Origin of the sequence: Bradyrhizobium sp. WSM1253 (genome assembly GCF_000244935.1) — a bacterium.
Lineage (GTDB): Bacteria > Pseudomonadota > Alphaproteobacteria > Rhizobiales > Xanthobacteraceae > Bradyrhizobium > Bradyrhizobium canariense.
Window position 1 is genome coordinate 1,518,215 of record NZ_JH600073.1, and the last position, 13,467, is coordinate 1,531,681.

Below are 13,467 nucleotides of genomic sequence, written 5' to 3' on the forward strand. Positions count from 1 at the left end.
ATCAATCCACAAACGGTTCGACGATCGTGCGCCTGCCGAGCAGGAAGGCGTCCGCGACGAGACGAAGCGGCGCCAAATCGACGTCGCTCGCGCCTGTAGCGGCGAGCGCGACGAAGCGCCGGTAAAGCTCCCGATATTCCTCATCGGGCGCCTCGGCAACGGTCTTGCCGTCGATCGCCATGATCCTGCCGCCGCGGGATAGCGTCATCCGGCCCTGGTCGGTTTCGACGAGGATATCCCAGCTCTGCGGCCCGGTCTGGCGGAAATCAAACTCGGCGGCCACAGGCAGGCCGTCGATGTCGGTCAGCGTCAGCTTCGCGGCGATCGGCGCCTGGCAATTGGCAGGGAAGGCGAGCTCGGCCGCGGTGACGAACACAGGTTTCGGCAGGATCCTGGTCAGGATCGACAGCGCATTGATGCCGGGATCGAACACCCCGAGCCCGCCCGGCTCCCAGATCCACGCCTGCCCGGGATGCCAGACGCGGACGTCCTCTTTCCAGTTGATGTGCACGGAATGGATGCGGCGCGCGGCGAGCCACTCGCGCGCCGGCTCGACTGCCGGCGCATGGCGCGAATGCCAGGTCGCAAACAGCGTTCGCTTGGCCTCACCGGCCATCGCGATCAGCGGATCGAGCTCGGCAACGCCGGCGCCGGGCGGCTTCTCCAGCATGACATGCTTGCCGGCCCTGAGCGCTGCGACGGCCTGGGCGCGGCGCACTTGAGGCGGCGTGCAGAGCGACACCGCGTCGATCGGCGGGCCTTTTTCCAGCAGCTCCTCGATGGTCGCGAAATGCGGCAGATCCGGCAACGAGGCATTGCGGCTGGCGACGGCCGCCAGCGTCGCGCCGGGAACCGCTGCGATGGCGCCGACGTGCTGGTCCCGCGCGATCTTGCCGAATCCGACGATGGCGATGCGAAGTTCAGTCACGATCTTTCTCCAGCTTCCGCGGACGGCAGCGCTTCGGCCGGTACAGTCTCGATCACTGTACCCTCGTGGCGGCGCATGCCGTTGTGAATGACGTAGACCATCGCCTCCGACGCAGTCGTGGCATCACCGTCCGCGATGGCATCGACGATCTTCTGATGCCAGAGCAGAACAGTGTCGCGGTCCTCCGGTTCGACCGGTGCGCTGAGCAGGAATGAGGCGCGCAACGCAGCCTCGATGACGTGCCCGATCGAGCGCATGAACAGATTTCCGGAGGCGCGCGCCACACCGACATGGAGCGCGAGGTCGGCATCGGCGAAGCCAACGGAGTCGGAGGCTTCAAGCCGCATCCGCTCCATGCAGCGACGGAGCTCGGAGAGATCCTGCTCCGACCGCCGCGCCGCCGCCAGCGCGGCCGCGCGCGGCTCGACCGCGAGGCGGATTTCGGCGAGGTCATTGAGGAAGCGCTTGTCGATCCCGGCATCCAGGTGCCAGGCCAGCACGTCGGCGTCGAACATGTTCCAGGCGACGCGCTCGCGCACGACGGTGCCGACCCGCGCCTTGGTTGTGAGCAGGCCCTTGGCCACCAGCGTCTTCACGCTCTCGCGCAGCACCGGTCGCGACACCCCGAACATCGCGATCATTTCGGCATCGCCAGGCAGGCGCGTTCCCTCCGCGTAGCGGCCGGCAATGATGTCGACGCCGATCGAGCGGGCCACCTCCGCGTGATTGGAGTGCGCCCGGCGCGTCGGGATGACAAGGATGCGCGAGGTGGTCATGAGACTGCTCCCGCGCGCTTTGCCACGGGCCGGCGCGCGAGCGCGACCAACCCCTGCTGCAAGGCGATGAAGGCGAACAGCAGCACCCCGGTCGCGATCTTGGTCCACCAGCTCGACAGCGTCCCGTCGAAATTAATGTAGGTCTGGATCATGCCCTGGATCAGCACCCCGAGGAAGGTGCCGATCACCGAGCCCTGCCCGCCCGTGAGCAGCGTGCCGCCGATCACGACGGCCGCGATGCTGTCGAGCTCGACGCCAACCGCGGACAACGAGTAGCCGGCGCTGGTGTAGAAGGAGAAGACGATGCCGGCGATGCCGGCGAGCAGGCTCGACAGCATGTAGATCTTCACCGTCATCCTGCCGACGGCGACACCCATCAGGCTCGCGGTCGCCCGGCTGCCGCCGAGCGCATAAACATTGGCGCCGAACCGGGTGAGCTGCAGCAGCAATGCGCCGCCGATCACGATCGTAAGCATGATGATCGCGACCGCCGTCAGCCGTCCACCGCCGGGTACTCGCAGTGCGAAGTCCGACACAGTGGAATAGACCGGTGCTGTGATCGGCACCGATTCCGTCGAGAGCAGGAAGCTGGCACCCCGGGCCAAGAACATGCCGGCGAGCGTCACGATGAAAGGCGGCAAATCGAAGACATGGATCACCGCGCCCATCGCCGCTCCGAAGGCGGCCGAGAGCGCGAGGATGGCGACGAAGGCGACCAGGGGCGGCATTCCCCAGCGCTCGATCGCCAGCGCGACGAACACCGTGGTGAAGCCGATCACCGAGCCGACCGAGAGATCGATGCCGCCGGAAATGATGACGAAGGTCATGCCCGTCGCGACGATGCCGAGGAAGGCGTTGTCGGTCAGGAGATTGCCGACAACGCGGGTGGAGGCGATGTTGGGAAACTGCATCGCGCAAAGCGCGAATCCCGCGACGAGCACGATCGCCGTGATGAGGACGGGCGGCAGGCCTTTCATGCCTTGGTCCCCCGCAGCCGCGTCACGATTCCGGCAAAGCCGGACAGCTTCGGCGATTGCAGCAGCAGCACGGCGAGCACCACCATCGCCTTGACCAGCAAATTGAACTCCGGCGGATAGCCCGACAGCAGAATGCCGGTGTTCATGGTCTGGATGATCAGCGCGCCGAGTACGGCCAGCACGAGACTGAAGCGGCCGCCGAACAGCGAGGTGCCGCCGATCACCACCGCGAGGATGGCGTCGAGCTCGAGCCAGAGGCCGGCATTGTTGGCATCCGCGCCCATAATGTCGGCCGCCGCGATGACACCGGCAAGCGCAGCGCAAACGCCGCACCAGACATAGACCGCCAAAATCATCGCGCGCGTGCCGACGCCGGCAAGCTCGCTCGCCCGCGCATTGCCGCCGGTTGCTTCGATCAGTAACCCAAGTGCCGAGCCTCGCACCACCGCGCCGGTGAGCATCAACATGCCAAGCGCAATCGCGACTGGCACCGGCACGCCGAGGATGGAGCCGTTGCCGAGCCAGACCAAATCGGGCGAGGAGAAGGTCACGATGCGGCCTTCGGTAATGAGCTGAGCGATGCCGCGTCCCGCCACCATCAGGATCAGGGTCGCCACGATCGGCTGCATGCCGAGCACCGCGACGAGAAATCCGTTCCACAATCCGCAGATCAGGCCCGCGCCGAGCGCAGCCGCCAGCACCACGGCCAGACTGTGGTTGTCGGCGAGGCTCGCCGCGATCGCGCCCGAGATCGCCATGACCGCGCCGACCGACAGATCGATGCCGCGCGTCGCGATCACCAGGACCATGCCGAGCGAGAGCAGCGCCACCGGCGTGCCGCGATTGAGCACGTCGATCAGGCTGCCGAACAGACGTCCATCCTGGAGGCGCAGATCGAAGAATTGCGGCGACACCACACGATCGACCGCGAGGATGACGATCAATGCGAGGATCTGGGCAAGGCCGCGGCGCGGCAGCAGCGCTGTCATGTGTGAGCCTCAAGCGCAACGGCGACGCTATCGGCGGCAATGGCCGCGAGAATGTTGCCGACGTCGATCGCCTCGCCCGCGAGTTCCTCGACATGAGCGCGGTCGCGCAGCACCACCACGCGATCGGAATAGGTCACGATCTCGTCGAGCTCGGAGGAAATCACGAGCAGCGCAAGCCCGTCGTCGCAGAGCTCGCGTATCAGGCGGATGATCTCGGCATGCGCGCCGACGTCGATGCCGCGGGTCGGCTCGTCCAGCACGAGGAGCCGCGGGGAGGTCGCAAGCCACCGTGCCAGCAGGACCTTCTGCTGATTGCCGCCGGACAGCAGGCCGACGGGACGCTCCGGATCGGGCGGGCGAATGTCGAGCATCTTGACGTAACGGCTTGCGATCTCGTCCTGCTCGCGTCGCGACAGCGGCCGATGCAGACCGCGCTTGGCCTGGAGCGCGAGCACGATGTTCTCGCGCACGGTGAGCTCGGCGACGATGCCGTCAGTCTTGCGCTCCTCAGGGCAATAGCCAAAGCCGTGGCGCACGCCGTCGCGCGGCGAGTGAAGCCGGACAGGCGCGCCTTCCACCCTCGCCTGCCCGCGATCGGCGCGCTCGGCGCCGAACACCAGCCGCGCCGTCTCGGTCCGGCCCGAGCCGAGCAGGCCGGCGAGACCGACCACCTCGCCATGGCGCAGCTCGAGATTGAACGGCGCGACATAGCCTGATTTGCCATAGCTCTCGAAGCTCGCGCAGACTTCGCGGGCCTGATGCTCGCGCGTCGCGGCCCGCGCGCTGGTGGTCTCGGCCAGCTCGCGGCCGAGCATCATCCGGATCAGCTCGAGTCGCGACAGCGACGCGGTCTCGCGCTCGCCGACCAGGCGACCATTTCGCAAAACCGTGATGCGATCGGAGATCTCGTAGACCTGGTCGAGGAAATGGCTGACGAAGACGATGCCAATGCCGCGCTTGGCAAGCTGACGCATGATGCGAAAGAGGATCTCGACCTCATGGCGGTCGAGGCTCGCGGTCGGCTCGTCCAGGATCAGCACACGCGCCGAGAGATCGACAGCGCGCGCGATTGCGGTGACATGCTGGATCGCCACCGAATAATTGCCAAGCGGCGCTGATACGTCGATGTCGAGGCCGAAATCCGCGAGCAGCGCCTTGGCGCGGCGGCGCATCTCGCCTTCGCGCACCATGCCGAAACGCATCGGCTGCCGGTCGAGGAACAGGTTCTGCGCCACCGAGAGGTTCGGCAGCAGATTGACCTCCTGGTAGACGGTGGCGATGCCGGCCTGAAGCGCCGCCTTGGCCGAGCGCGGCGCGACCTCTTCGCCGCCGAGCCTGACGATGCCAGCATCGCGCGGGAACACGCCGGTGATCACCTTGATCAACGTGGACTTGCCGGCGCCGTTCTCGCCAAGCAACGCATGAATCTCGCCAGCGCGCAGCGTGAAGTCGACTTGCTGCAACGCGCGTACCGCACCAAAACTCTTGCTGATCCCGCGCGCCTCCAGCAGGGAAGCCGCGGAATGCGGGCTGTTCTCCATCACAAATTCACTCCCAGCGGCGCCCGCCGACGATGCGGACACGGAGCCTGTTCGTTCGCGCAGCGGTTTCGAGCGGGATCGCCGGACTGCCGAAACACGGCCGTCCGGCGACGTCCTCGCCTCAGTAACCGAGGCCCTTCTTGCTGTCGTAGATCTTCTGCGGATCATCGGCGGCCGTATAAAGCTTCGACTCCGTCTGGATCCATTTCGGCGGCACCGTGCCCTTGCCCTTGAAGGCCGCGATGGCATCGAGCGCGGGGCCCGCCATGTTCGGCGTCAGCTCGACCGTGGCATTGGCTTCGCCGGCGGCCATGGCCTTGAAGATGTCGGGGACCGCATCGATCGAGACAGTGAGGATCTCCTTGCCCGGCTTGAGGCCAGCTTCCTTCATCGCCTGGATCGCGCCGACCATCATGTCGTCATTATGCGCGTAGACCGCGCAGATCGACTTGCCGCCGCCTTCGGCCTTGATGAAGCTTTCCATCACTTCCTTGCCCTTGGCGCGGGTGAAGTCGCCGGTCTGGCTGCGCACCACCTTCAGGTTCGCGTGTTTGGCGATGGCGGTGTCAAAACCCTTCTTGCGGTTGGCGGCGACGCTCGCGCCGACCGTTCCCTGCAATTCGACGATGTTGCAGGCTTTGGCCCCGACGGTCTTGGCCAGCCAGTCGCCGGCGACCTCGCCTTCATGCACGCTGTCTGAGGTCACGGCGGTGAGATAGAGCTCCTTGCCGGAGGGATCGATGTCGCGGTCGAGCAGCACGACCGGGATCTTGGCCTCCTTGGCTTCCTTCAGCACCGAGTCCCAGCCGGTCGAGACGACGGGCGCGAGGAAGATCGCATCGACATTCTGCGCGATGAAGGAGCGGATCGCCTTGATCTGGTTCTCCTGCTTCTGCTGCGCGTCGGCGATCTTGAGATTGACCTTGCGCTTGGTGGCTTCCTGCTTGGAGACCGAGGTCTCGGCCGCGCGCCAGCCGGATTCCGATCCGATCTGCGAGAAGCCGATGGTGAGCTCGGCGGCATTCGCCGGCAGCGCGAGCAGCAACGCGGCAGTGGCGCTGGCCGCAAAGAGGGCTTTGAGGATCATCAGGCGTATCTCCCAAAATGTTATCCGGGGCGCCGATTGGTAGCATCGCACCCACAGGCCGACCTTTGAGGCGGCGGGAGGGACTATTTCACGGAAGCTTGGTTCCGACTAGTCATATTATCTGACTATTTGGTCGGGGGTGACATTCGGCAGGAGAGTCATTGTACGACACGCCCAGCGCGATTTTGTTCCGCAGATGCAACGGGAAGATGAAAGAAATGATGCAGCTTGGCCAGCGCCACATCGTCATGGGCGGGCTTGTCGCGGCTATCCACGTTCTTGCCATGCGGGACAAAGAACGTGGATGCCCGGAACAAGCCCGGGCATGACGACCTTCTCTGATTTCGATGTGCAATCGCCCGCTGTCGGCCGGGCAACATGCCGACCGCTAGATCAGCTTCCGCTGCGCCAGATTCTTCATCAGCGCGCCGATGCCGAAGGTCCAGGGCTCGCACTCGTCGCTGGTCCGCATGCGGTTGACGAGTTTGCCGAGCTGGGGCGCCGAGATCGTGACGATGTCGTCGCGCTTGTGGGTGAACCCCTGCCCCGGCGCGTCGCGATCCTTAACCGGTGCGAACATGGTCCCGAGGAATAGCACGAAGCCATCAGGATATTGATGCACCTTGCCGATGGTCTGCTCGACCAGATCGGTCGGATCGCGGCTGATCATGCTGATCGAGGAATGGCCGTCGAGGACGAAACCGTCCTGCCCCTTCACGTTCAGGCTGATGTCGAGCTTGCGGGCGTCATCGAGGGTAAAGCTGTCGTCGAACAGGCGCAGCAGCGGACCGATCGAACACGACGCGTTGTTGTCTTTGGCTTTCGACAACAACAGCGCCGAACGGCCCTCAAAGTCGCGCAGATTGACGTCGTTGCCGAGCGCGCCGCCGACGATCTTGCCGCGGCTCGAGACGAACAGCACCAGCTCCGGCTCGGGGTTGTTCCAGGTCGATTTCGGATGCAGCCCCGCATCCATGCCGGTGCCGACCGACGACAAGGTCGGCGCCTTGGTGAAGACCTCGGCATCGGGGCCAATGCCGACCTCGAGATACTGGCTCCAGGCGTTCTGGTCGATCAGCACCTGCTTCAGGTGCATCGCCTGGTCCGAACCCGGCTTGAGCTTCGACAGATCGTCGCCGATCAGCCGCGTCACCTCTTGCCGGATCGCTTCGGCCGAGGCCGGATTGCCTTTCGCCCGCTCCTCGATCACGCGCTCCAGCATCGAGATGGCGAAGGTCACACCGGCCGCCTTCAGCGTCTGGAGATCGACCGGCGCGAGCAGCCACGGCTTTTTCGGATCGCGCTGATCGGGCGGCGTGTTGCGGACGATGGCCTCGATATCGCCGATGCGCTCACCCTTGGTCGTGGCAAGCGCCTTCGCCGGATCGTCCTCCTCGCAGAGCGTGCTGACGGTCGGGAACGTTGCGGTGACGTCGAACACACCATCGCCGCGCACGGCGACCACGGCCGGGCCATTCGCCTGCGGCAGCCAGACGCGGCCGACAAGCGTTCCCCGCGTGCCGTCCTCGGGAAGAAGGTCCTTTACCGTCAATGTCGTCATGGGCGTATCCTCGCTCTTTTCGGATCGGCCGCGCTCGCGGAGGCCGATCACATTGGCGAAGACCAATAAACGTCTGGGACGGGAAGTCCAGCGCGGCAGCCCGCCGCGCTCCTATGCCCCCGCGCGCGCTTTCCGGGCCGCGATCTGCTGAAGCGCCCAGCGCGCGTTCTTGCGCACCTCGGGATCTGGATCGTTGGCGATGACGGCAAGGAACGCCTCGCCGTCGTGGTGGGCGATTTCGCCGAGCGCAGCAGCGGCTTCCTTCCGCAAATTCGCCTGCTCATGGTTGACGCAATTGCCGATCGGGCGAACCGCGTGCTCGATCTTCATCCGGCCAAGGCTGCGGATTGCCTTCAGCCGCACCTGCCAGAACTCGTCACTGAGCGAAGCGATGAGCTGGTCGGCGGCGATCGAGCCGTTGACGTTGAGGCCCAGCGTTTCTGCGGCCATCTCCCGCACCATCCAGTCCGAATCCTTCAACGCGCGCGTGATCATCTCAGCCGCGGGCTTCATCTGCGAGAAGGCGAGCGCGCTGACGGCGGCACGGCGCACATGCGCGTCGGGATCGTTGATCAGCGCGGTCAGCGCCGGGATTGATTCCTCCAGCTTGAGGAACCCGATCACGCCGATCGCTTGCACCCGCACGGCGGCGTCGGAATCCTGGAGCGCTTCCAGCGCCGGCTTCAGCGTATCCTTGCAGCGCAGCTCCTTCAGCGCGCGCAACGCGCCCATGCGGACGAAGGCGTGGGCGTGCTTGACCAGCGGCAGGATGATTTCGGCGCAGGCAGGATCCTTGAACTCGGCCATGCTGTCGGCCGCGGCGGACGCAACGATTCTCTCAGGATCGACCAGCAGCTTCACCAGCGCGCTGGCAGCCTCCGGCCCGTCGAACTCGCCAAGCGCCATCGCGACCTGCTGGCGGACGCCGGCATCGGGATCGGCGACCATTTTGGCGAGATGGCCGACTGCTGCGGGATCGCCGGAATGGCCGAGCGCGATGATGGCGACGCGGCGCTCCCCTGGATCGGCGGCCTGGAGCCGCTCGTCGGCATCTTCGAGATCGTCGTAGGATTCGAACGGGCTCGACATGACTACCTCAGCAGATAGGGAATGTTGACGGTGACAGCGCCGGTCGGGCAATCCGCCTCGCAGGGCATGCAGTACCAGCATTCGTCATAGGCCATATAGGCCTTGTTGGTCATATCGCTGATACGCAGCACGTCCAGCGGACAGACGTCGACGCACACCGTGCAGCCCTTGTCCGCGATGCATTTGGCGTCGTCGACGACCACCGGAACCGATGTCTGATAGGAAGCGAGAGGCATCGTATGTCTCCTGTTACTTTGGCGGGTCAGGCTGTCGCGCGGATGCGCTGCTTGTCGTAGAGATCCTTCTCATCGTCGGCGATCGGCACGATATAGGGCTCCACGGCACGCTTCTCGCTGGTCATCTTGCCGTCCTGCTTGCTGAGCAGCGTGTGGCAGAACCAGTTCTCATTGTCCTTCTCCGGGAAATCCGTGCGCCAGTGATAGAGACCCCAGCGGCTTTCCTCGCGGTAGAGCGAGGCATGCACAGCCATGTCCGCGCAGTCCATGATCGACTGTACTTCGAGCGCGCGGAGCAGTTCGTGCGCATTGCGCGCGATCATGCGCTCCTGCATGTCTTCCCTCGCTTCGGCGAGCCGGCGCATGCCGAGTTCGTATTTGCGCGTAACTTTCGGCGGCTGGAGATAGTCATTGACGAGACGCCGGGTCTTGTACTCGATCTGGTTCGGCGGAATGCCGTCCTCGCGTTTGGTCGGCGCCATGACGCGGTCACGTTCGCTGGCGACATCGGCCGCGTCGAATTCCGCGAAGTCGTGATTGTCAGCGAATTCCATCGCGTCGAGGCCGGCGACCGAACCGTTGGTGAAGGCGCCGAGCATGTAATTGTGCGGCACGCTGGCCATGTCGCCGGCGGCATAGAGGCCCGGGACGGTGGTGCGCGCGTTGTCGTCGACGAACACGCCCGACGCACTGTGACCGGAGCAGAAGCCGATCTCGGAGATATGCATCTCGATCGACTCGCTGCGGTAGTCGACCCCGCGCCCCTGCTGGAACAGGCCGCGTGTGGGACGCTCGACCTTGTGCAGCGTCGATTCGATCTCCGAGATGGTGTCGGGGTGAAGATGCTTGAGCTGGAGAAACACCGGGCCCTTGCCGGACAGCAGCTCGTTGTAGAATTCCAGCATCATCTGACCCGACCAGTAATCGCATTCGATGAAGCGCGATCCCTCGTTGTTGGCGGTGAAGGCGCCGAAGGGACCGGCGACGTAGGCGCAGGCCGGGCCGTTATAGTCCTTGATCAGCGGATTGATCTGATAGCATTCGAGGTTCGCCAGAGCCGCACCGGCATGATAGGCCATGGAATAGCCGTCGCCGGAATTGGCTGCGTTCTCGTAGGTACCAAACATGTAGCCGGAGGTCGGCAGACCGAGCCGGCCGGCGGCGCCCATGCACAGGATGACGGCCTTGGCCTTGATCACCAGCATCTCGGCGGTACGAGTATTAACGCTGATCGCGCCGGCAATGCGCCCGTCGGCGGATTTGAGCAGCCGCGTCGCCATGTAGCGGTTGGAGATCAGGATGCGGGCGCGACGGAGCTGGCGATACAGCGCCTTCTTCACGGTCTCGCCGTTCGGCATCGGCAGCACGTAGGTGCCGATGTGGTGCACCTTCTTGACGGCGTAGTCGCCGTTCTCGTTCTTCAGAAAGCGGATGCCGAAACTGTCGAGTTCCTCGATGATCGAGTAGCAGTTCTGCGCGTATTTGTAGACCGCCTTCTGATCGACGATGCCGTCATTGGCGATGGTGATTTCCTTGGTGTACTGCTCCGGCGTTGCGTATCCGGGAATGACGGCGTTGTTCAAGCCGTCCATGCCCATCGAGATCGCTCCGGAGCGCTTGACGTTGGCCTTTTCGAGCAGGACGACATTGGCCTTCGGATTCTTCAGCTTCGCCTTCAGTGCCGCCATCGGGCCGGCCGTGCCGCCGCCGATCACCAGCACGTCGCAGGAAACCTCCGAAAGTCCATCGACGATCTGATCTAGTGACATCGCTTGCTCCTGGTTCGCCGGCAGGTCCGGCGCCTTTGCATCAGATTTGTTCAGCAGGCGTCCCGGCGATAGCAATTAGTTGTCGCCGGGCTGCGATTTGCGCCTCAGCGCTCGACAAAGGCCTTTTCGATCACGAAATGACCGGGCCGGCTGTGATTGCCCTCGACAAAGTCGCGTGCGGACAACATCGCGGGAAGTTCCTCCAGCATCGCCGGGCTGCCGCACAGCATGATGCGGTCGGTCTCGATATCGAGGCCTGATAGACCGATGTCGTCGAAGAGCTGGTTCGACGCGATCAGGTCGGAGATGCGGCCGCGATTCCTGAACGGCTCGCGGGTAACGGTCGGGTAGTAGACGAGCTTGTCCCGGATCAGCGGCCCGAAGAACTCGTGATCGCGCAGGCCTTCTACCAGGTGCTCGCCATAGGAGAGCTCGGAGACCTGGCGGCAGCCATGGGCGAGCACGATGGTCTCGTAATTCTCGTAGACGTCGGGGTCCTTGATCAGGCTGGCGAACGGCGCGAGCCCCGTGCCGGTCGAGAGCAGCAACAGGCGCTTGCCGGGAAGGAGGTTGCCGGTGATCAGCGTGCCCGTGGCCTTGCGGCCGACCAGGATGACGTCTCCCTCCCTGATCTTCTGAAGGCGCGAGGTCAGCGGACCGTCCTGCACCTTGATCGAGAAGAACTCGAGCGCCTCCTCGTGATTGGCGCTCGCCATGCTGTAGGCCCGCAGCAACGGCTTGCCCTCGACTTCCAGCCCGATCATCGCGAACTGGCCGTTCTGGAAGCGGAAGCCCGGATCGCGCGTCGCGGTGAAGCTGAACAGGCTATCGGTCCAGTGCCTGACCGACAGGACCGTTTCCTTCTGAAATGCGCTCATTGTCTCTCCTGACCTCGATTGCGCACAAGGTTTCGGAGAGACGGGAATCCGGCAACGCCGAACTGAAATTCCCGGTCGATTAGTTTCACATTTCGTGGGCGATGATCGAACAGCAGGCAGCGAAGATCAGCGCCTCGCACCTGAGCCTGGCAATTAGTTGCTATCGCAGCAGCGCTGCGGCAACGTAGAGAAGGGTCGGAGACACGTCATGACCTTGGTGGCACCGATCGTGGCAGATTACGAAGCAAGCGCCGACCTCGCGACGCTCCGCGTTCGCACCGCTCAGGACGACACGCTGGACTTGCCGGCGGAAACGCTCCGCCTCTCCTGCAAATGCGCCCACTGCACCCGCGCCCGCTTCGACGGCCGCTTCCCCGAGCGTTTTCCGGGCATCGCGATCACCGAAATCGGCGATCTCGGTTACGGGCTGAACATCTCGTTTTCGGATGGGCATAATCGGGGGATTTACCCGAAGCCGTATTTGCTGAGCCTGGCGGGACGGTAGACGCAACAGGTCGTCCTCCAAACTCCGCTGTCATTCCCCGCGAAGGCGGGGAATCCAGTACGCCGCGGCTTCTCGATAACCCATTGACGTCTCTGGAATACTGGATCGCCCGGTCAAGCCGGGCGATGACAGCGGAGTGAATCTGGCACGGACATTGCTCCTCTTTAGAACGGTTTGAACGTTCCGGAGGCAGATAATGTTGCAGGCGGCGGCGAATGCGGTTCGGGGGGCCGGTCCCCCGGCAGTCCGGCCTGCCGGCGGTTCCTCGCTGCTGCTCACCGAGAACCAGCAATGGATCGGCGGACCGCCGCCGTTGATGGACAAGCTCAGCCAGCGCGAGCGGGAGCTGGTGCTGAAGCAGGGCCGCCGAAAAGTGCTCAACCGTGGCCAGACGCTGTTCAGCCAGGGTGGCAAGCATGACGGTATCTGGCTGATCGAAAGCGGCCGTATCCGGGTCTTCTACACCTCGCCGCTCGGCCGCGAGATCACGCTGGCCTATTGGCATGTCGGCAATTTCGTCGGCGGGCCGGAAGTGTTCGAAGGCACCGTGCATCAATGGTCCGGCGTTGCATCCAGCAATTGCAGCGTGGTGCATCTGCCCGGAAAGGAGTTGCGATCGCTTGCGGTCGAGATTCCGAACCTCGCGATCGGCCTGATCGAAGGCCTGACCTTCAAGGGCAAGTGCTATTCGGCGCTGGCCCAGATGCTGGGAACGCGCTCGATCACACAGCGCCTTGCGCATCTGTTGCTGCATCTCGTCGACCTCTATGGCGTCGATGACGCCGACGGCCGGGTGATCGCGGCCGCCTTCACCCATGCCGATATCGCCCACATGGTCGGCGCCACCAGGCAATGGGTCACGATCAGCCTGAAGCGCATGCAGGAGAAGGGAATCGTGCTGACCAAGCGCTCCCAGATCGTGGTCTGCCGGCCCGACGTGCTGGAAGAGATGCGAGGGCAAGCGTCGGACTAGGGCCGGTGCCCACCCAAGCGGCTTTATAGTGCAGGACTGCCCAAGGACTATGCAATCAACTTTTCCCGGCAACTAATCGACTGTGGCGCTCATTCCGGATTTGCCCTGCCCACGCCCTCACCCAATCATGGCAACCACAGCACATCCAACCGAATGAG

Annotated in this window: 14 protein-coding genes; 3 read left to right on the plus strand and 11 right to left on the minus strand. The window is 64.3% G+C overall.

The genetic code is table 11. From position 1 onward, the window contains the following. Position 1: 1 nt before the first annotated feature. From BRA1253DRAFT_RS08985 to ytfQ, 6 genes are all read right to left on the minus strand, one after another. On the minus strand, positions 2-928 hold the full coding sequence (locus tag BRA1253DRAFT_RS08985) for a Gfo/Idh/MocA family protein (protein ID WP_007593244.1): 927 nt from the start codon (positions 926-928) through the stop codon (positions 2-4). Continuing rightward, complete coding sequence (locus tag BRA1253DRAFT_RS08990) at positions 925-1,704, minus strand: FadR/GntR family transcriptional regulator (RefSeq protein WP_007593245.1); 780 nt, start codon at positions 1,702-1,704, stop codon at positions 925-927. The genes BRA1253DRAFT_RS08985 and BRA1253DRAFT_RS08990 overlap by 4 nt, the downstream gene beginning before the upstream one ends. Continuing rightward, positions 1,701-2,681 carry a galactofuranose ABC transporter, permease protein YjfF gene (gene yjfF, locus BRA1253DRAFT_RS08995; RefSeq protein ID WP_007593246.1) on the minus strand — a complete coding sequence of 327 codons (981 nt, stop codon included), beginning with the start codon at positions 2,679-2,681 and terminating at the stop codon, positions 1,701-1,703. Before yjfF ends, BRA1253DRAFT_RS08990 begins: the two co-directional genes overlap by 4 nt. Further along, complete coding sequence (locus tag BRA1253DRAFT_RS09000; protein ID WP_007593247.1) at positions 2,678-3,670, minus strand: ABC transporter permease; 993 nt, start codon at positions 3,668-3,670, stop codon at positions 2,678-2,680. Before BRA1253DRAFT_RS09000 ends, yjfF begins: the two co-directional genes overlap by 4 nt. Further along, complete coding sequence (locus tag BRA1253DRAFT_RS09005) at positions 3,667-5,211, minus strand: sugar ABC transporter ATP-binding protein (RefSeq protein ID WP_007593248.1); 1,545 nt, start codon at positions 5,209-5,211, stop codon at positions 3,667-3,669. Before BRA1253DRAFT_RS09005 ends, BRA1253DRAFT_RS09000 begins: the two co-directional genes overlap by 4 nt. A 121-nt stretch (positions 5,212-5,332) precedes the next feature. Then, a complete protein-coding gene (gene ytfQ / locus BRA1253DRAFT_RS09010; protein WP_007593249.1) occupies positions 5,333-6,298 on the minus strand; it encodes a galactofuranose ABC transporter, galactofuranose-binding protein YtfQ in 966 nt (321 codons plus the stop codon). Positions 6,299-6,459: 161 nt separating this feature from the next. Between ytfQ and BRA1253DRAFT_RS43450 the strand changes: the two genes are divergently transcribed. Next, entirely contained in the window at positions 6,460-6,627 is a 168-nt protein-coding gene (locus BRA1253DRAFT_RS43450; RefSeq protein WP_157158567.1) for a hypothetical protein, read from the plus strand. A 59-nt stretch (positions 6,628-6,686) separates the two neighbouring features. On the opposite strand, the gene BRA1253DRAFT_RS09015 is transcribed toward BRA1253DRAFT_RS43450, so the two are convergent. From BRA1253DRAFT_RS09015 to BRA1253DRAFT_RS09035, 5 genes are all read right to left on the minus strand, one after another. Beyond that, positions 6,687-7,859, minus strand: coding sequence for a fumarylacetoacetate hydrolase family protein (locus BRA1253DRAFT_RS09015; protein WP_007593250.1), 1,173 nt, complete (start codon positions 7,857-7,859; stop codon positions 6,687-6,689). A gap of 111 nt (positions 7,860-7,970) precedes the next feature. Then, entirely contained in the window at positions 7,971-8,948 is a 978-nt protein-coding gene (locus tag BRA1253DRAFT_RS09020; RefSeq protein ID WP_007593251.1) for a HEAT repeat domain-containing protein, read from the minus strand. 2 nt (positions 8,949-8,950) lie between these two features. Continuing rightward, complete coding sequence (locus BRA1253DRAFT_RS09025; protein ID WP_007593252.1) at positions 8,951-9,184, minus strand: ferredoxin family protein; 234 nt, start codon at positions 9,182-9,184, stop codon at positions 8,951-8,953. Positions 9,185-9,210: 26 nt separating this feature from the next. Then, the gene (locus tag BRA1253DRAFT_RS09030) at positions 9,211-10,953 is read right to left on the minus strand and encodes a fumarate reductase/succinate dehydrogenase flavoprotein subunit (RefSeq protein ID WP_007593253.1); all 1,743 of its coding nucleotides are present in this window, start codon (positions 10,951-10,953) and stop codon (positions 9,211-9,213) included. Positions 10,954-11,057: 104 nt separating this feature from the next. Further along, a complete protein-coding gene (locus tag BRA1253DRAFT_RS09035; protein ID WP_007593254.1) occupies positions 11,058-11,831 on the minus strand; it encodes a ferredoxin--NADP reductase in 774 nt (257 codons plus the stop codon). 208 nt (positions 11,832-12,039) lie between these two features. Between BRA1253DRAFT_RS09035 and BRA1253DRAFT_RS09040 the strand changes: the two genes are divergently transcribed. Together BRA1253DRAFT_RS09040 and BRA1253DRAFT_RS09045 are read left to right on the plus strand one after the other, a co-directional pair. Further along, positions 12,040-12,336: a gamma-butyrobetaine hydroxylase-like domain-containing protein gene (locus BRA1253DRAFT_RS09040; protein ID WP_007593255.1), complete on the plus strand. Its 297-nt coding sequence runs from the start codon at positions 12,040-12,042 to the stop codon at positions 12,334-12,336. 196 nt (positions 12,337-12,532) lie between these two features. Further along, a complete protein-coding gene (locus BRA1253DRAFT_RS09045; RefSeq protein ID WP_007593261.1) occupies positions 12,533-13,309 on the plus strand; it encodes a Crp/Fnr family transcriptional regulator in 777 nt (258 codons plus the stop codon). The last annotated feature ends 158 nt before the right edge of the window (positions 13,310-13,467 follow it).